Source organism: Serratia sp. MF1(2023) (assembly GCF_030954545.1).
Lineage (GTDB): Bacteria > Pseudomonadota > Gammaproteobacteria > Enterobacterales > Enterobacteriaceae > Serratia > Serratia sarumanii.
Map to the genome: position 1 here is coordinate 300,191 of NZ_JAVHUX010000008.1, position 17,301 is coordinate 317,491.

The following is a 17,301-nucleotide window of genomic DNA, read 5'->3' on the forward strand; positions in this document are numbered from 1 at the left end:
AAAGGAGCTAACATGACACACTCTCTGCATAACGCCGCCCCGCGCGCAGCGCTCACCGACACCATCATGGCCGCCAAGATCCGCCATAACCTGACTTTCGACGCGCTGGCGGAGGGCACCGGACTCAGCCTGGCGTTCGTCACCGCCGCGCTGCTGGGGCAGCATGCGTTGCCGGAACAAGCGGCACGCACCGTGGCGGCCAAGCTCGGGCTGGACGAAGAGGCGGTACAGCTGCTGCAAACCATCCCGCTACGCGGCAGCATTCCCGGCGGCGTGCCGACCGATCCGACCATTTATCGCTTCTATGAAATGCTGCAGGTTTACGGTTCCACGCTGAAAGCGCTGGTGCACGAGCAGTTCGGCGACGGCATCATCAGCGCCATCAACTTCAAGCTGGATATCAAGAAGGTCGCCGATCCGGAAGGCGGCGAACGCGCGGTGATCACCCTGGACGGCAAATACCTGCCGACCAAGCCTTTCTAATCTACCTCTGCGCCATCGCCTTCCAGGCCGCGCTGCCGTGCGCGGAAGTCGCCTTCCACAACGCGTTTAACGCCGAAGCCTAACCGTTGCCGGTGCCGTCATGGCGCCGGTTTTCAGTCCTGTTCGCCATAACGCCAGACGGTCATCCCTTCCTCTTCCGCCGGGGGAAAAAAGTACTGCGCCAGGCGCTCAAACTCCGCTTCGCTCAGGGCAAATGGGTGCTCGCCGCGCGCATTTCTCAGCGTTATCCGGCTCAGGCATTGCGCATGGCTGACGTCGAGAAAATGCAGACAGTGCGCAACGCCGGCCTCCTCCGCCAACGCTTTGGCCCAGCGCCGCCTGTCCGGCGTATTCATCGGGAAATCGAGCGCCACGGACCAGCCGCCGCGCAGCAGCTGAACGAGGTGCCCGCCCAGCGCCCGCCGCAACCGGTCGGAACAGCGCGCATAGTCTTGCAGGCTGGTCATCTCCTGCTCATACAGCGTCGCCAGCCACGCATCTTCGACCAGCAACAGCGTTTGCGGTTGCTGCGCCAAACGCTGCGCCAGCGTCGATTTGCCTGCGCCGGCCTTGCCACACATCAGGTGTAAAACTGCAGGGTAGGTTTTCATGACGTTCTCCGGTCGTTGCCGGAAGGGGATAAAAAAACCCGCCTGCCGGCGGGTTTTTATTGGCGACACACGCGCTATCCCACCCTTTGGAGAAGGGTGATAATAATTTGCGCGAATGGGCGGTAGGATTTTTTCATAGCTAATGAATATGACAATCGTGCGCCGTTGTCAATTCGCCGTCATCAATCCCTGTTCTCGCACAAATTCGGTGAATAAACTCACTTTCTGCTGCACATGCCGGCGCGTCGGGTAAACCGCAAAAACCTGATGCACGTCGGCAATCTGTTCAGGGAACAGCCGCACCAGCCTGCCGGCGGCGATTTCGGGATCCGCCACGAACGACGGCAGCGAACCGATGCCCAGTCCCGCCACCAGCATATCCCGCAGCATCAGGCTGTTGTTGGCGATCAACCGGGGAGTGAACGTCACGCTCAGGCTCTCCTCGCCGGCGGTGAACTGCCACTGCCCCGGCCTTTCCGCCAGGGAATAGGCCAGACAGCTGTGTCGCTGCAATTCATTCGGCGTTTGCGGCACGCCGTGCTGCGCCAAATAGCCGGGCGCGGCGCAAATTCGCTGGTGCACTTCACCCAGCGCCCGGGCGCTGAGGGAAGAATCCGGCAGCCGTCGGCGAATGCGCAAGGAAATATCGAAACCGGCCGCCACCACGTCCAATACCCTGTCGTCCAACGTCAGCTCCACCTGCAGCTGCGGGTAACGTTGCATAAACGGCGGCAGCAGTGGCGACAACACCGTCAGGCCGAACGAAAGCGGCGCATTGACCCGCAGCGTGCCGGAGACCTGCTGCGCGCTGGCGGCAACCGTCTGCTCCAGCGCGTCGAACTCGCCGAGCAACCGACAGGCTTCCTGGTAATAGAGCTGCCCGGCTTCGGTCAGGCTCATGCTACGGGTAGTGCGCACCAGCAACAGCGTCCCCAACCGGTTTTCCAACTGCTTAATCTGCTTGCTCAACGCCGCCGGCGTGATCGCCAGATCCTCCGCCGCCTTATAAAAACTGTTGCGCTCAACCACGCGACGAAAGGCGCGCATCGTCAGTAGCACGTCCATATTATGTCCTGATGGTTAATTATAAATTCAATAAAACACAGATTATTAACTTCAACAACCTCAGTAGACTTTATTCAACCGCCTCCCTGAGTGAGAGGTGAATTTAATCTACTGATAATCATGGAGTTAATAATGAAAAAGACCCTGTTCGCCCTGATGCTCGGCCTGAGCGCCGCCGCCGCCCCCGTCGCCGTCGCCGCGCTGGCGCAATCCCCCGCCGCCGACAGCCGCCAAGCGGGTTATGTGCAGCCGCTGACCGCCGAGAACAGCCTGTTGCTGTTGGTCGATCTGCAGGACATGTTCGGCATGACCATTTCCTCTATCGATCAAACCAACCTGGTCAATAACGCCGCCGGCATCGCCAAGGCCGCCAAGGTGTTCAACGTGCCGACCATTCTGGCCTCGGCCAACGCCAAAAGCTTCGCCGGGCCGGTATTCCAGCAGGTGACGCAGGCACGCCCGGACCTGCAGGTGTACGACCGCACCGCCATCAACGTCTGGCAGGATCGGCGCGTGGTGGATCTGATCAAACAATCCGGCCGCAAGAAAATCATCATCGGCGGGCTGTGGACCGCCAGCTGCGTGATGCTGCCGGCGCTGTCCGCCCTGGGCGAGGGCTATGAGGTTTATATCCTGTCGGACGTCACCGGTGACATTACGCCAGACAGCCAAAACAACGCCATGCAGCGTCTGGTACAGGCGGGCGCCACGCCCATCAACTGGGTGGCGTTGATGCTGGAATGGCAGCAGGACTGGAGCCGCAAAGCCACGGCGGGAGGCGTATTGCAGATCGCCCGCGACCACGGCGCCGCCTGGGGGATGGGCGCCAGCTACGCCGGGGCAATGAAGGTGGGCAGCGAAGCGAAATAACGGACGAAAGCCCGCCGGCGGCGGGCTTTCTTCAGGTGCGGTGATAACAACGGCTATCTTGCGGCGCCTGTTCGCGTCTCTCCAGCCCGTAGTCCCGCACCACCTCCGCCACCCGCAGCCGATACTGCGCCAGCACCTCGCCACGGCCGCGCGCCTGCGCCGCCCGGTGCTGCTCGAGATTGCGCCACTGCTGCACCGCCGCTTCGTCGCGCCAGAAAGAGAGCGACAGCAGGCGTGCAGGATCGGCCAGGCTTTGAAAGCGCTCGATGGAAATGAATCCGTCGATCTGCGCCAACAGCGGCTTCAGCTCCGCCGCCAGCGTCAGATAGGTATCGCGCCGCCCATCGGCGGCCTGCAGTTCAAAAATCACGGCGATCATTATCGTCTCCTCTCAACGGTAAAATTCCGGTACGCGCGCATTGTAAGAATGGCGCCACCGCACCGATTTCAACGCCCGCTCATCAATATCCAGCGAACACAGATGCGCCACGCCACAGCGCGCGATAATCCTCGCCCAGCGTTCGCCCGGGCAGCGGTGTGCCCCCGCGCCGAAGGCCAGTTCGCCGTCCGCGCCGAGCAACAGCAAGACGGTCTGCCCCACGCGCAGCGTATAACCGCCAAGCTGCGTCTCGCGCAAGACAAAACGGCGCGTGTTTTGGATAGGTGGCGTTAGCGCCCGCACCCGATCCAGCGCGGTGTCCACTTCACCGTTCTGCCGCGCCAGCAAATACGCCTGCCCGATCCAGCCCGCCGTCGCCTCACAGGCCTGAAACAGCAGACCGAGCGCATTGGCCAACTCAAGCCGGATGTCGCCAATCTCCCGCGCTAATGCCTGGCGCAGCACGCCCTTTCCCGTCGCCAGCCGGGCACAGAGCCGCTGCGCCGCCACAATGCCGTGCGCCAACTGCTGCGGCGTGCCGCCGGGCGCGATACAGCGGACAAAGTCCAGGCTGTCGTCGATAAGATGTTGCCATTGCGCTTCGGGCACGCCCAGCAATGCGCCGAGGGTGCAGACCGGCAATCCGTAGTTAAAGCGGGTGATCGCTGCCGCCTCGGGCGCTTTTGGCGCTAAACGCACCGCGCACTGTGTCGCGGTTTGCTGAATCAGGATATCGTCGCAGGAAGCGAACGCCCGCTGCAGCGCCGCCTTAAGCGTGCGGTGCTCCTCGCCGTCGCGCATCCGCGCCAGCCCGGCGAACAGCGGCGCCATCGGCGTCTCCAGCAAGGCCGTCGGCACCGGCTCATCGGCCGGCCGCACGCCGAGATCGGCATTGAGCAGCGCTTCCCTCACCCACTGCGGCGCCGCGGCCACCCAACATTGCCATGCGCTATCCCAGCTTAGGGGCGGCAAGGCGCGATAGCGCATCTGCGGCTCGGCGGCCAGCGCGGCGGCATAAGGACATACGGACATGGTTTTCTCCCTCGGTACCAGATGGCGATAATCACAGGTTAGCAATGGACGCGCAGTCATACTTCGTCTAACCTCGAAGTATGCATAACATCGACATCGAAGATCGTTTAGCGGCGCTGAGCGCCGCCATCGCCGACCGCACCCGGGCGCGCATGCTGTGCCTGTTGATGGACGGGCGCGCCTACACCGCCACCGAGCTCAGCGCGGCGGTCGAGGTCGCCCCGTCCACCGCCAGCGCGCATCTGGCGAAACTGCTGGAGCAGCAGCTGATCGCCTGCGTCAAACAGGGGCGCTACCGCTATTTTCGGCTGGCCGGTCAGCCGGTGGCCGAAGCGCTGGAAGGCCTGATGGCGTTGGCAGGCGTACCGCGCCCGTCGGTGAAAAGCAGCACGCCCACCACGCTGCAATATGCCCGCACCTGCTACGACCATATGGCGGGCGAGGTGGCGGTGAAACTGCACGATCGGCTGCATGCGCTGAACTGGCTGAGCGGTGAGGAAGACTACCGCTTAAGCGACGCCGGTCAGGCCGCGCTGGCGCGGCTGGGCGTCGATTGCTCCCCCGCCCCCACCCGCCGCCGCTTCGCCTGCGGCTGCCTGGACTGGAGCGAACGCCGCTCTCACCTCGGCGGCGCGCTGGGCGCCGCGCTGTTGGCCGCCTTTATCCACCGCGGCTGGATCGTTCGCCGGCTCGACAGCCGCGAGTTGCAGCTGACCCCTGCCGGTAAAAAAGCGCTGGCAGCACATTTTGAACTCACGGTGTAACCCGGCGGCGGGGTAGTTTTACTGCAATACTCAAGGGGTACGCTTAGGCCACCCCGCCAACCCGAGGAGTTTCCATGCTCGATTCCACCCAATTCCCGATCGTCAAACGCTGGCCGGCTCAGCATCCTGAAAGGCTGCAGCTCTATTCCCTGCCGACGCCGAACGGCGTCAAAGTGTCCATCATGCTGGAAGAGATCGGCCTGCCCTATGAGGCGCACCTGATCGACATCGGTAACAACGAAACCTGGACGCCGGAATTCCTGGCGCTGAACCCGAACGGCAAGATCCCGTCGATCATCGATCCCGACGGCCCCGGCGGCCGGCCGCTGCCGCTGTTCGAATCCGGCGCCATTCTGCTCTACCTGGCGGAAAAGAGCGGCCGTTTCCTGCCGCAGGATCCGGCGCAGCGTTACGAAACCATTCAGTGGGTATTCTTCCAGATGGCCGCCGTCGGCCCGATGTTCGGCCAGCTCGGTTTCTTCCACAAATTCGCCGGGCGCGAGTATGAAGACAAACGGCCGCTGGAGCGCTACAAGAACGAATCGAAACGCCTGCTCGGCGTGCTGGAAACGCGCCTGGAGGGCCGCGACTGGATCATGGGCGCGGACTACACCATCGCCGATATCTCGCTGCTGGGCTGGGTGCGTAACCTGATCGGCTTTTATGAGGCCCGCGAGCTGGTGGAGTTCGACAGTTTCCCCCGCGTCGCGCAGTGGCTGGAGCGCGGTCTGGCGCGGCCGGCGGTGCAGCGTGGGCTGGCTATCCCGGCGCGCGCGGCCTGACGCCAAACGGGGTGGCCGCCGGGCCATCCCGTCTTTCGCTGTCATAAAATTGTCATCCCCCTGTTCTACTCTCCTTACGTAACAATTTGATGTTATTTACATTGTTGTATTACGACAAGGAGCTTACCTCATGCAACCTGCTGTATCCCTGATCGCCGGCGCCGTGCTGTCCGCCCTGCTCTGTTCCTCCGCCATCGCGGCGGAAACCTCGGCCAATGTCGATGGCCTGACCGAGCGCGCCGCGCGCGGCACCCTCACCGAGCCGGGCGGCGCCCGTCGCCTGGCCGGCGATCAGACCGCCGCGCTGAAGGCGTCACTGTCGGACAAAACGGTAAAAAACGTGATCCTGCTGATCGGCGACGGCATGGGGGATTCCGAGATCACCGCCGCGCGTAACTACGCCGAAGGCGCAGGCGGTTACTTCAAGGGCATCGACGCCCTGCCGCTGACCGGGCAATACACCCACTACTCGCTGGACAAGAAAACCCACAAACCGGATTACGTGACCGACTCAGCCGCCTCCGCCACCGCCTGGGCCACCGGGGTGAAAACCTATAACGGCGCGCTAGGCGTGGACGTGAACGGCAAAGACCAGCCAACGCTGCTGGAGATCGCCAAGGCGGCCGGCAAGGCCACCGGCAACGTCTCCACCGCCGAACTGCAGGACGCCACGCCGGCGGCGCTGGTGTCGCACGTCACCTCGCGCAAATGCTACGGCCCGGAGGAAACCAGCGAGAAATGCGCCGCTAACGCGCTGGAAAACGGCGGCCGCGGCTCCATCACCGAGCAGCTGCTGAAAACCCGCGCCGACGTCACGCTGGGCGGCGGCGCAAAGTCCTTCAACCAACTGGCGAAAAGCGGCGAATGGCAAGGAAAATCGCTGAAGGACCAGGCGGCAGCGCAGGGTTACCAGTGGGTGAGCAACGCGGATGAACTGCAGGCCGTTACCCTGGCCAATCAGCAAAAACCGCTGCTGGGCCTGTTCGCCGACGGCAACATGCCGGTGCGCTGGCTGGGGCCGAAAGCCAGCTATCACGGCAACCTCGACAAGCCGGCGGTAACCTGCGAAAACAACCCGGCGCGCACCGCGGCCACGCCAACGCTGGCGGCGATGACCGAAAAAGCGATCGCGCTGCTGAAAGACAACCCGAACGGTTTCTTCCTGCAGGTAGAGGGCGCGTCGATCGATAAGCAGGATCACGCCGCCAACCCGTGCGGGCAGATTGGTGAAACCGTCGATCTGGACGAAGCGGTGCAAAAAGCGCTGGCCTTCGCCCGCGCCGACGGTAACACGCTGGTGATCGTCACCGCCGACCACGCGCACTCCAGCCAGATTGTCGCCGCCGACGCCAAAGCGCCGGGCCTGACCCAGACACTGACCACCAAAGACGGCGCGCCAATGACCCTGAGCTACGGCAACTCGGAAGAGGAATCGCAGGGGCACACCGGCACCCAGCTGCGCGTCGCGGCCTACGGCCCGCACGCCGCCAACGTGGTGGGGTTGACCGATCAGACCGATCTGTTCTTCACCATGCGCGATGCGATGGGCATCAAGTAACCACCTTGTGAATCCTGGCCGCCCGCAACGGCGGCCGTTTATTATTGGTTACCGATGCGTATTTGCAATTTAACCGCAATTATTGTGTGATAACGAAATAACGTTTAATTACGCGACAATTAACCCCTGAAAATAACGCGGTTATATGGCCTTACTCCCCTCTCTGTTTATTCCTGCGACAGCAACCGGCCTATTTTTGCTTATATTCATTTTTTTTAGTTACAAAAGTAGTTTTTAACATTCTCGCAAACAATAATACCCCGCCAGTAACGTGAACCGATCAATTTGCATCCGGACGGCCTGCAATAGTTCACTTTTCGTTAAAAACCCTATTAACAAAAAGGCATTATCGCTGCCTATCGGCTCACGCCGGGCGGTCGGCTTCACTATTTTCCAGGGTAACTCCCGCTAAATTCTTTCACCTGCAATGAGTAGAATTTACACACAAGAGATTTAATTCAATGAGAAAATTACTCGTCCTGATTTTCAGTCTCAGCCTGTTTAGCGTTACGCAGCAGGCGGCGGCTGAAGAGAAGAATAAAACCGTCGACGTGGTGTTGATCGGCGGCGGCATCATGAGCGCCACCTTGGGCACCTATCTGCATGAGCTGGAGCCGACCTGGACCATCGACATGTACGAGCGCATGAACGGCGTGGCGGAAGAGAGCTCCAACGGCTGGAACAACGCCGGCACCGGCCACTCCGCCTTCAGCGAAATGAACTACACGCCGGAAAAAGCCGATGGCACCATCGACATCAGCAAGGCGGTGAAGGTCAACGAGTCTTTCGAAATCTCTCGCCAGTTCTGGTCTTATCAGGTGAAAAACAATGTCCTGAAAGATCCGAAATCCTTCATTAACAGCGTGCCGCACATGAGCTTCGTGTGGGGCGACGACAACGTCAACTTCCTGCGTAAACGCTACGCGGCGCTGCAGCACAGCACCCTGTTCCGCGGCATGGAATACTCCGAAGATCCTGCGCAAATCAAACAGTGGGCGCCGCTGGTGATGAACGGCCGCGATCCGGCGCAGAAAATCGCCGCGACCCGCATGCCGCTGGGTACCGACGTCAACTTCGGCGTGATCACCCATCAGCTGGTTGACGCGCTGAGCACCAGCGACAAGTTCAAGCTGAACCTGAGCCACGAAGTGCGCGACATCAAGCGCAACGCCGATCAGACCTGGAGCGTGACCGTTGCCGATCTGAACCGCGACGGTAAAGAAACCACCGTTAACGCCAAGTTCGTATTCATCGGCGCAGGCGGCGCCTCCCTGACCCTGCTGCAGAAATCCGGCATCCCTGAAGCCGACGGCTACGGCGGCTTCCCGGTCGGCGGCCAGTTCCTGGTCACCACCAACCCGGCGATCGCCAACCAGCACCTGGCCAAAGTGTATGGCCTGGCCAGCGTAGGTTCGCCGCCGATGTCCGTGCCGCACCTGGATACCCGCATGCTGGACGGCAAGCGCGTGCTGCTGTTCGGGCCGTTCGCCACCTTCTCCAGCAAGTTCCTGAAGAACGGTTCGCTGTTCGATCTGCTGCACTCGCTGAGCACCTCGAACCTGATGCCGATGACCCACGTCGGTCTGGATAACTTCGATCTGGTGAAATACCTGGTCGGCCAGCTGATGATGAACGACGACGATCGCTTCGCCGCGCTGAAAGAGTACTTCCCGGACGCCAAGCAGGAAGACTGGAAGCTGTGGACCGCAGGCCAGCGCGTGCAGATCATCAAGAAAGACGCGGATAAAGGCGGCGTGCTGCAGTTCGGCACCGAAGTCGTCAGCTCTGAAGACGGCAGCATCGCCGCTCTGCTGGGCGCGTCACCGGGCGCTTCCACCGCTGCGCCAATCATGCTGCACCTGATGGAAACCGTGTTCAAAGACAAAGTGGCGACGCCGGAATGGCAGAGCAAACTGAAAGAGATCATCCCGTCCTACGGCCACAAGCTGAACGGCGATATCGAGATGACCAACAAGATCCGCGGCTACACCAGCAGCGTGCTGGGTCTGAACTACATTGAAGTGAAACCGGAAACCAACTGATTTTCCACTCGTTTCCTGCTGGAAAGGCCGCTTTATGCGGCCTTTCTTTTATCCCCCTGCGATTCAAAGAGCATTTTTGGTCACCTTTTTCCCCCCGGTTTATCCTTGCGTAACGGCGCACTCGCGCCTATTATCAAAGTATATTCTTGGATAATTAAGCTAAGTCACTGTGACCTGAATGTCGTTTTTGCGGGAGAACTAAAACCATGGATCGCGTCAATATCATTCACGATTTACTAGACTGGATTGAAACTCATCTGGACCAGCCGCTGCTGCTGGATAACGTCGCCGCCAAGTCGGGCTACTCCAAATGGCACCTGCAGCGCATGTTCCGCAGCACCACCGGCCACGCGCTCGGCAGCTATATCCGCGAGCGGCGCCTGTCGCAGGCGGCGCAGGCGCTGCGCTCCACCCCGCGTCCGATCCTGGATATCGCCCTGCAATACCATTTCGATTCTCAGCCTTCGTTCTCACGCGCCTTCAAGAAACAGTTCGGCAAAACCCCGGCGGTGTATCGCCGCACCACCCGCTGGGACGTGGCGGAATGGCCGGCGCAGCCGGTGGAAGTGGAGGCCGAGCCACGCCACGATGCCCCCACGCTGCCTCGTTGGTATGCAGGCAAACCGCCGGAAGGCGTTTGCACCACCTGGATGGGGCTGCGCTAAGCGATAACGCAAAAAAGCCAATGGATAAACCCCACTGGCTTTTTCATCGGAACGCGACTTAGTTGTACTCGATGGTAAAGGTGGCGGTCGACTTGATATTGCCGCCTTTAATCGTCGAACCGGTGCGATAGTAGCGAGCCTTCAGCGGCAGCGTTAAGGTATTGGCCTGGTTGGGAATGGTACGTCCGGCATTGACCGCATCGCCATTCTTGATCGGCTGGGTCGTATTGCCGGTCAACAGCTGGACGGCAACACCGGATGCTGTGTTGGCGCCAGGCTCGGATTTGATCACCCCAGGTGCATTGGAACCATCCTGCGTATAGTCAAAACGCACATTGACGATCCCTTGTCCCGCACTGCCTGGCAACAGATCCTCGCCAACGCCGCCAACGCAATTGATATTGATATCAAATGCTTTTTCACCCTGCGTTGAACCTACGCCGCCAAACGAGGCTGCAGTGACGGTATCCAGATTAACCACCTTGTTCTTGGAACCGCTGTCCACGTTGCAAGTCGATGTCACGATCGTCAGGCTGTTGGCGTCGACGATGGATTCCAGCATCGGCAACCCCTGACCGGAACCATCCATATAGTAAGTCGTGTACTTGCCTAGAACCAGTTGGCCGGTGCCGGTTTGCGCGGCGGTTTTCACAATGTCGATCTTAAAGTAACCACCATTCAGGTTGACGCTTGTATTACCCCGTAATGCCAACGTGTGGGGATAATAAGTACTTATTGTCCCCGCTTCACGGTATAAACGAATCCCGATACCTGGAATGTTGGTGCTCCAGACATTGCTGAAGCTCGTCCGGCTGCCCTGGAGGATCTGCCCAATCGCGCTACCGCCGTTATAACAACGACCATAACCGGAGACCGGGTTAATCGCGAACTGACCGGTGACCAAGGTGTCTCCAACCTGGCTGCTTGGCGTAACCAGCACGCGCCCAAGCTTCATGTTGATCACCTGCGCCTTGTAGCCATTATTAACGTAACAGGCGGCGTAAGCGCTCTGGCCGCCCGCCATCAGCAGTCCGAGCAGCATCAGGCATTTCGCTGGCGCTTTATTCAGCGGTGGAACACGCGTAAACTTTATCATTTGCAACTCGCTTCAATAATTTCGTAGTCAGTATTATTGCTTTGCGCCTTGGCGCTATAGCTGACAGAGCACTGCTGCGTTGGCTGTGTGCCCCACTTAATCTGCAACAAACCTTTCTTAGCTTCGGTACGCAAGTAGATACGACTGCCCTGCCCAACAATGCCGACCACCTGATTACGGGTATCCAGCACTTCAGCGCCAAACGGCAGCGCGTTGCCATCAGGGCCGAGCGCATGAATGATCAATGCCTGGCCTTTCGTTGTTTTGAATTCCAGCCGGGCAACCGCGCCGGCATATGGCGCAACCTGTTGGCTGCTGCTTTCCAATTCAACATCGCGCGACATGCCGCTCGGATCGAGCGTTACGCTCGTCATGCGATATGGTGCAACATAAGGAACCACGGCATAACCGTTGTCATCGATACGAACGCCTGGCGAGTTGGTCACAATCGCGCCGGCGGCGTCTGGCGCTTCCACCAGCACCATGGTCTGTCCGCGTTGCGGTGTCAGCGTGACGCCGCCGCTATGGGCAACCACGCTGCCCGATGCGCCGATCGACGACTGACGGTAATCTTTACCATAGCTGTAGGACCCGTTCATCGTGGCGAAACGGCTACGGTATTCACCGCTCACGCTGCTGTTGGTGCCGCCAGAGCGATCGTTGGCTAACGTAGCGCTATAGCTGATGTTGTTGTCTTCGCCGGTTGAACCATTCATGCCCACACGGCTGCTGTCGTAACCGTTGTCGGTGTAGCCCAGTGAACTGTTCAGGCTCAGGGTTTGCGAACCGACGCTGAATGGAATCGACAGTGTCAGGTAATAACGAGTCTCATCTCGGTTATACATATCCGAGGTACGCATGGCGGAAAGGCCATAGGTCACGCGACCATAATAGTTGTTATAGCCCACCTGGTACTGCTTGGTGCTCCCGCCACGGTTCCAGTAATCGCGTACCGAACCGGTGATGTACAAGGAACCGTAATTGTCGCCCAGCCCTTGGTTCAGCGTCAGTTGGTATTCGCTACGCTGGCGGTTAACCGCATCTGCGCTCAAACCCTTGCGCTCATTGTCACGGGAGTAGACGGCATCCTGCAAAGAGAGGTAGCCGGAAGTCGAATAGCGATAAGCGGCGATCGTGAAGTTGGTGTTGGTTTCGGTCATCAACTTGCTATAGCTGAGCTTATAACTCTGGCCTGATTGGTCGCCCTGCTTCAAGCGGGTATTGGACTGCGTGACATCCAGCGCAAATGCGCCAACCGGTGTCGCGACCGCGCTGCCCACCAGCACTGCGCCATAGCCATCGCTGACGATCCCGCCTGTGTATCCCGTAAGAATGTTGGTAAAACCGCGCTGATAAGTCGCCTGGAACATGTCGGGTTCCTTGCTTAAATTATCATCGCGTACTCGACCCGCAGTGATGGCATAACGCTGAATACCTGGACGAAGCATCTGCGCTACCGAAGCATAGGGAACGCTGAACTGGCGTTTGCTGCCGTCGGCCTCGTTAATGGTGACATTCAGATCGCCGCCGTAACCCGTAGGGTAGAGATCGTTGATGATGAACTCGCCCGGAGCGACGGTAGTTTGGTAGATCAGCTGGTTATTCTGACGCACTTCCACCAGGGCGTTGCTTTGCGCGACGCCACGCACAACCGGCGCATACCCGTTCAATGAATCAGGCAGCATGCGATCGTCCGTGGCGATCTGCACGCCGCGAAAACCGATGGAGTTGAAGAAATCACCGCTGGTGTAACTGTCGCCCAACGTCAGCATGCCGCGGATAGACGGCATTGCCCGCTGCGCGTAAGTTGCGGTGTTTTGCCAATGGGTGCTGTCGTTAGAACGCCAGTTCACGTTGGAATCGTGACGCAGCTGCCAACCCGCCACGTTCAACCCGGCATTCAACGTTAAATATGCATTAGTTGAATCGGAGTTGCTGCCGTTGGCAGAGCTGTGGGTATTGAACGCATTGAAGTTATACGACAGGCTGCCGGCGGTAATACCGCGATCCCAGAAGCGCGGATCGACATAACCGCGAGCGCTGCGGCGCAGCGCCGCCTGAGGGATGCTGATATCCATGCGCAGCGTACTGGTGTCCAAGCGGTAATAGGCTTCCGGCACCCATTGAGCCAGCGTTTTGCACGTCTCGGTATTAACGGCAGGATCCCCGCTCATTGTGGCGGTATCCACACCGAACTCATCCAACGACAGTAAGCTAAAACAGGTATCGGCGCTGTTTTTCCCCGGCACGTTTTTAAAGTCGATACTTTTTTTGCCTTTCCACTCGCCGTTCACATACACGTCGAGCGAATATTTTCCCGCCAAGATCGGGTTACCATCACGGAAGCGTGAAAGATCCACGCCCTGCGCTTCCCCAATCAGGAAGCTGCTGTTAAAAGTCGCTTCAACCGGTGCTGCCGGCTTTTTGCTATCGGCAACCCCCTCCGCCCAGGACGCCGCAGGGGCCGCCAGACAGAGCGCGCTACCGGTTAACAGCAGAATCGATTTATAATTGGACAGCGCCATTTTAACAGCTGCAGAGATAGGTAACTCTTTCATATAAAGCATTCCTTTACCAAATTAAGCTCGCCCTCTGAAATAAATTGCTCTGGGCCTGAGGCTCTGTTCCAAGAGTTACTTTTGCTTATTCTTAGTACGGGACACGCGTCCGCCAAAATCATTAATAGTGGTGTAGGCAATGTCAGCAATGCGCGTGCTGTCGCCGGAGAACGACAATGTCTTTTCCTGTCCGGGTGCCAGCATGTCGCCGTGCGGGGCCAACGGCACACGTTTTTGGTTTACGACGGCATTAATCTCGGTAAATGACACATAGTACGGCGTTGGGTTTTTCACGCTGACGCCCGCAGCGCTGAAGCGCCACTGCAGTTTTTCCGGCGCATCATTCGCTTCTCCCGCCAGACCGGTCGGTCGATACAGCAGTTTTACGCGGGTACGGAATGCCACCTGTAAAAAGTTTTCAGGTGCGCCATTGTTTGCCCCGGTTGGTGCTGGCGGGATCTCCAGTACGTTCAACCAGAACAAGGATTCTTTGTCTTGCGGCAAACTCGCCGTGGTCAATGAAACGCGCAGCGCTTGGCCGGTAGCCGGTTCAACACGGCTGATTGGCGGTGAAACGATAAATGGCGCTTTGCTGTTTTCTGGTGTGGTTTTTGCGTCGCCTTCATCAATCCAAGACTGAATAAGTGCCGGTGAAGCACCATTATTTGATAATTGGACGGTAACTTCCCGTTGCTTTCCCGGATAAATAATACGAGTACCGTTAATAATGACACTGGAAAAAACGCTGCTACTGAAAAGCATGGCGCTCAGCAATATGCTGTATTTTTTAAATGAGTTCTTCATTATCTTATCGCTACGGTAAGGGAAAACGGTGGGGGGCATAACTCCCCCACCCGAATAAGAATATTACTTAAAGAAATATTACTTACTGGTAAATGATGGTGTACTGAACGCTAGAAGTCACATCACCAGCGCCGGCAGCGTTGGTAGCGTAATATTCAGCGTAGTAGTTCAGGTCAGCAGAGTCGCCTTCGTTAGCAACGGTAACCCACTGGGAGTTATTCTGCGCACCATTAGCACCAGCAGCCAGGATAGGCAGGAATTGGTTGTTGCTGCCCAGCAGCTGGATCTGCACGTTAGTTGCAGCATCAGTCTGCGCCTGGTTGTTCAGACGGCCAGTATTGAAATCAACAGTAGCGCCCGGTTCGAAATAAGTAGCTACCTGGCCTTTAGAGCATTTGGTCAGGTTGATCGCGAACGGAGTACGGCCAGCAGTTGCGCTCTGAGTTGCCAGAGTAGAAGCAGAAACAGTTGGCAGAGTTACGGTGAAATCTTTACCGCCTGGGGTGCTGATAGTACAAGTTTGGTCAGTCACTTTACCGTTGAAAGTAATAGTACCGTCAGCAGCTTGAGCAGAGAAAGAAGAAATAGCAGCGGTGCTTACAGCCAATGCCAATACAGCAGACAGTTTAGAGATTTTCATATTTAGACTCTCGATGAATTAATACGCTTATAAAGTACATTCAGCGATGCTACTCCTTGTCAGGAATGAAGCCCGATGAATCCATTGCCGGACGAAATATAAACTAAGCATATTCTTAATGTTAAATCGTTTAAAACATTCATAAGGCCCCTCTTGATAGGAATAAACTATCGGCGAATACCTATCGATCGATGTTGACGATTCATATGAATAGGAATAATCTGTGTTTGGGAAAGCTGCAGAGTTCAAGATTTTGCATTAAGGCCTGAAAATCAGCATATTATCCCGAATATTTACATTTAGTAACAGATTGCGACATTTGGACTTTGGCACGAATTACGCGTTAAATGGTCTGTCGACACGCTTCGGCCATTCTGGCGCTTTAAATAAGAAATTTACCAATAAACCTGGAGTAACTTTCTTTTTAATCATTTAAAATCAACAAGTTAAATATCAATCCAAGGATTGGGAAATGAGCAGTTCTTTCAGAGAGAAAAATAACGGCATTAATTATGTTTTTCAGCCAATGTTCGCGAAATCGGGACAATTGCTGGCCGTTGAATGTCTGTCTCGCTTTACGTTTAATAGCGAATACGCTCATTTTTCTCCTGAACAGTTCTTTCGCCACGCCGATAGCGCCACCCGGATTGAGATTTTGATGGATCAGATCAATCTGATCGATAAATACAAACACTGGTTTCATGAAAACCAAGTGATAGCCACTTTGAATGTTGACGATTATTCTCTGCAATCGCTGGCGAATACTCACTTTGCCGAAAGAATTAATGCCATGCGCTGTATTCATTTCGAGATCAGCGAGAATTCAACCCGGCTGGTGAAAGATCGCGTGCACGGCGATCCGTCATTGAATAGTTATTCATTTTGGCTCGATGATTTTGGTTCTGGCTATGCGGGTTTTTCCGCGTTGTACAACAGCCAGTTCCGCTTCGTTAAGCTCGACCGTTTTCTGCTCTGGGACTTCATGAAAAAGTCCGGCGGCGAGGGCTTGATGCGCGCATTACTGCGCTTCTTTTACCTTAATCATTACAAGGTAATTATCGAAGGAGTTGAAACTCCCGAACACAAGAAATGGCTGGATGAAATGCCATATTACGCACTGCAGGGAAAGCTGTGGAAGGAATCCAGCATCAAGGATTTGAACTCGCTTCTTACAGCTGAATACTTTTAACTCGGTATTGGTGTTTGCCCTATGTCTAAAAACAACGTTCTTGTGATTAGTGAGTGTAAGTACAGCTATGTTGGCCTGTCGGTGCTGCTGAAGAAACACTACGGCGCGTACGATATCCGCCTGTTTTCCGATTTCATGCACGGCGGCGCCAAAGCAGAGAAGATCACCAAGCACGATATCGCGCTGATTTTCACCTCGCAAAACCTGGAGCAGAGCGTTAACGTGATCGAAAGCCTGGTGTCCCTGCACCAGCAGTACAACAGCAAAACGCGCCTGTTGGTGTTCTACGACGACGAGCGCGTGGTGAAACTGCTGTCGATCCTGGGAATTTCCGTTGAGTTGGTCTCTACCCGCATTCCGCTTTATTCGCTGCAGGAAAAAATCCAGCGGCTGTTGGAAAGCAAAGAACCGGGCGGCATCAGAGTGCAGAAAACCCGCGAGCTCAGCCCGGCGGAAAGCGACGTGATCTTCAATCTGCTGCGCGGCGACAGCCTGCTGCACATTGCGGAAAAGCGCGGCACGCACCCAAAAACCATCTTTTCGCAGAAATACAGCGCGATGAAAAAGCTGCGGCTGCGCAGCATGAGCACCATCTTCGTCGCCGGCAAATAAACATCCTGGCTTGTTGCGCGGTACGCCGCGCGGCAACCCGTCTCCCCTGCCGCTGCGTTAAATTAATGTAACAACCGGCGACAAAGCAGCAACAGACACACAACATCTCCTCCTGTTGGCTACGATTCGCACACGGATTATCCGTGAGTCA

General features: G+C 57.2%; 17 protein-coding genes. 9 read left to right on the plus strand and 8 right to left on the minus strand.

The window, feature by feature from the left end; genetic code table 11:
- The first annotated feature begins 12 nt into the window (after positions 1–12).
- Entirely contained in the window at positions 13–483 is a 471-nt protein-coding gene (cynS, locus tag REA38_RS04255) for a cyanase (RefSeq protein ID WP_033637703.1), read from the plus strand.
- A 113-nt stretch (positions 484–596) separates the two neighbouring features.
- On the opposite strand, the gene REA38_RS04260 is transcribed toward cynS, so the two are convergent.
- Positions 597–1,094: an ATP-binding protein gene (locus tag REA38_RS04260; protein ID WP_308885110.1), complete on the minus strand. Its 498-nt coding sequence runs from the start codon at positions 1,092–1,094 to the stop codon at positions 597–599.
- 168 nt (positions 1,095–1,262) lie between these two features.
- The gene (locus tag REA38_RS04265; protein ID WP_033637701.1) at positions 1,263–2,159 is read right to left on the minus strand and encodes a LysR family transcriptional regulator; all 897 of its coding nucleotides are present in this window, start codon (positions 2,157–2,159) and stop codon (positions 1,263–1,265) included.
- Between the two features lie 132 nt (positions 2,160–2,291).
- On the opposite strand from REA38_RS04265, the gene REA38_RS04270 reads away from it, so the two are divergent.
- Positions 2,292–3,029 carry an isochorismatase family protein gene (locus REA38_RS04270; protein ID WP_308885111.1) on the plus strand — a complete coding sequence of 246 codons (738 nt, stop codon included), beginning with the start codon at positions 2,292–2,294 and terminating at the stop codon, positions 3,027–3,029.
- Between the two features lie 31 nt (positions 3,030–3,060).
- Here the strand turns inward: REA38_RS04270 and REA38_RS04275 are convergent, their stop codons facing one another.
- Positions 3,061–3,408 (minus strand): antibiotic biosynthesis monooxygenase, encoded by a 348-nt coding sequence (locus REA38_RS04275; protein WP_308885113.1) that lies wholly within the window; start codon positions 3,406–3,408, stop codon positions 3,061–3,063.
- A 12-nt stretch (positions 3,409–3,420) separates the two neighbouring features.
- Positions 3,421–4,440, minus strand: a complete 1,020-nt coding sequence (locus REA38_RS04280) for a cytochrome P450 (RefSeq protein WP_308885115.1) — start codon at positions 4,438–4,440, stop codon at positions 3,421–3,423.
- Positions 4,441–4,520: 80 nt separating this feature from the next.
- Here REA38_RS04280 and REA38_RS04285 point away from each other — a divergent pair, with 80 nt between their 5' ends.
- The 5 genes from REA38_RS04285 (at position 4,521) to REA38_RS04305 (ending at position 10,251) form a co-directional block, all read left to right on the plus strand.
- Positions 4,521–5,204 carry a metalloregulator ArsR/SmtB family transcription factor gene (locus tag REA38_RS04285; RefSeq protein ID WP_308885117.1) on the plus strand — a complete coding sequence of 228 codons (684 nt, stop codon included), beginning with the start codon at positions 4,521–4,523 and terminating at the stop codon, positions 5,202–5,204.
- A 74-nt stretch (positions 5,205–5,278) separates the two neighbouring features.
- The gene (locus REA38_RS04290) at positions 5,279–5,986 is read left to right on the plus strand and encodes a glutathione S-transferase N-terminal domain-containing protein (RefSeq protein ID WP_308885118.1); all 708 of its coding nucleotides are present in this window, start codon (positions 5,279–5,281) and stop codon (positions 5,984–5,986) included.
- A gap of 130 nt (positions 5,987–6,116) precedes the next feature.
- The gene (gene phoA / locus REA38_RS04295; RefSeq protein ID WP_060429775.1) at positions 6,117–7,544 is read left to right on the plus strand and encodes an alkaline phosphatase; all 1,428 of its coding nucleotides are present in this window, start codon (positions 6,117–6,119) and stop codon (positions 7,542–7,544) included.
- A gap of 461 nt (positions 7,545–8,005) precedes the next feature.
- Entirely contained in the window at positions 8,006–9,586 is a 1,581-nt protein-coding gene (locus REA38_RS04300; RefSeq protein ID WP_033637693.1) for a malate:quinone oxidoreductase, read from the plus strand.
- Between the two features lie 206 nt (positions 9,587–9,792).
- Positions 9,793–10,251 (plus strand): helix-turn-helix domain-containing protein, encoded by a 459-nt coding sequence (locus REA38_RS04305; RefSeq protein ID WP_033646824.1) that lies wholly within the window; start codon positions 9,793–9,795, stop codon positions 10,249–10,251.
- Positions 10,252–10,309: 58 nt separating this feature from the next.
- Here REA38_RS04305 and REA38_RS04310 read toward each other — a convergent pair whose 3' ends face one another.
- From REA38_RS04310 to REA38_RS04325, 4 genes are all read right to left on the minus strand, one after another.
- Positions 10,310–11,347 carry a fimbrial protein gene (locus REA38_RS04310; RefSeq protein ID WP_308885121.1) on the minus strand — a complete coding sequence of 346 codons (1,038 nt, stop codon included), beginning with the start codon at positions 11,345–11,347 and terminating at the stop codon, positions 10,310–10,312.
- On the minus strand, positions 11,344–13,905 hold the full coding sequence (locus tag REA38_RS04315; protein WP_041034154.1) for a fimbria/pilus outer membrane usher protein: 2,562 nt from the start codon (positions 13,903–13,905) through the stop codon (positions 11,344–11,346). Before REA38_RS04315 ends, REA38_RS04310 begins: the two co-directional genes overlap by 4 nt.
- Positions 13,906–13,980: 75 nt before the next feature.
- Positions 13,981–14,709 (minus strand): molecular chaperone, encoded by a 729-nt coding sequence (locus tag REA38_RS04320; RefSeq protein ID WP_041037933.1) that lies wholly within the window; start codon positions 14,707–14,709, stop codon positions 13,981–13,983.
- 82 nt (positions 14,710–14,791) lie between these two features.
- Entirely contained in the window at positions 14,792–15,349 is a 558-nt protein-coding gene (locus REA38_RS04325) for a fimbrial protein (RefSeq protein ID WP_041034152.1), read from the minus strand.
- 472 nt (positions 15,350–15,821) lie between these two features.
- On the opposite strand from REA38_RS04325, the gene REA38_RS04330 reads away from it, so the two are divergent.
- Positions 15,822–16,538, plus strand: coding sequence for an EAL domain-containing protein (locus REA38_RS04330; protein WP_079656351.1), 717 nt, complete (start codon positions 15,822–15,824; stop codon positions 16,536–16,538).
- Positions 16,539–16,559: 21 nt separating this feature from the next.
- On the plus strand, positions 16,560–17,150 hold the full coding sequence (locus REA38_RS04335) for a LuxR family transcriptional regulator (RefSeq protein ID WP_004939094.1): 591 nt from the start codon (positions 16,560–16,562) through the stop codon (positions 17,148–17,150).
- Positions 17,151–17,301: the final 151 nt, after the last annotated feature.

Excerpts from the sequence above, each read along its gene's own strand:
- cynS (WP_033637703.1), top strand. The coding sequence starts at position 13 with ATGACACACTCTCTGCATAACGCCGCCCCGCGCGCAGCGCTCACCGAC.
- REA38_RS04260 (WP_308885110.1), bottom strand. The coding sequence starts at position 1,094 with ATGAAAACCTACCCTGCAGTTTTACACCTGATGTGTGGCAAGGCCGGC.
- REA38_RS04265 (WP_033637701.1), bottom strand. The coding sequence starts at position 2,159 with ATGGACGTGCTACTGACGATGCGCGCCTTTCGTCGCGTGGTTGAGCGC.
- REA38_RS04270 (WP_308885111.1), top strand. The coding sequence starts at position 2,292 with ATGAAAAAGACCCTGTTCGCCCTGATGCTCGGCCTGAGCGCCGCCGCC.
- REA38_RS04275 (WP_308885113.1), bottom strand. The coding sequence starts at position 3,408 with ATGATCGCCGTGATTTTTGAACTGCAGGCCGCCGATGGGCGGCGCGAT.
- REA38_RS04280 (WP_308885115.1), bottom strand. The coding sequence starts at position 4,440 with ATGTCCGTATGTCCTTATGCCGCCGCGCTGGCCGCCGAGCCGCAGATG.
- REA38_RS04285 (WP_308885117.1), top strand. The coding sequence starts at position 4,521 with ATGCATAACATCGACATCGAAGATCGTTTAGCGGCGCTGAGCGCCGCC.
- REA38_RS04290 (WP_308885118.1), top strand. The coding sequence starts at position 5,279 with ATGCTCGATTCCACCCAATTCCCGATCGTCAAACGCTGGCCGGCTCAG.
- phoA (WP_060429775.1), top strand. The coding sequence starts at position 6,117 with ATGCAACCTGCTGTATCCCTGATCGCCGGCGCCGTGCTGTCCGCCCTG.
- REA38_RS04300 (WP_033637693.1), top strand. The coding sequence starts at position 8,006 with ATGAGAAAATTACTCGTCCTGATTTTCAGTCTCAGCCTGTTTAGCGTT.
- REA38_RS04305 (WP_033646824.1), top strand. The coding sequence starts at position 9,793 with ATGGATCGCGTCAATATCATTCACGATTTACTAGACTGGATTGAAACT.
- REA38_RS04310 (WP_308885121.1), bottom strand. The coding sequence starts at position 11,347 with ATGATAAAGTTTACGCGTGTTCCACCGCTGAATAAAGCGCCAGCGAAA.
- REA38_RS04315 (WP_041034154.1), bottom strand. The coding sequence starts at position 13,905 with ATGAAAGAGTTACCTATCTCTGCAGCTGTTAAAATGGCGCTGTCCAAT.
- REA38_RS04320 (WP_041037933.1), bottom strand. The coding sequence starts at position 14,709 with ATGAAGAACTCATTTAAAAAATACAGCATATTGCTGAGCGCCATGCTT.
- REA38_RS04325 (WP_041034152.1), bottom strand. The coding sequence starts at position 15,349 with ATGAAAATCTCTAAACTGTCTGCTGTATTGGCATTGGCTGTAAGCACC.
- REA38_RS04330 (WP_079656351.1), top strand. The coding sequence starts at position 15,822 with ATGAGCAGTTCTTTCAGAGAGAAAAATAACGGCATTAATTATGTTTTT.
- REA38_RS04335 (WP_004939094.1), top strand. The coding sequence starts at position 16,560 with ATGTCTAAAAACAACGTTCTTGTGATTAGTGAGTGTAAGTACAGCTAT.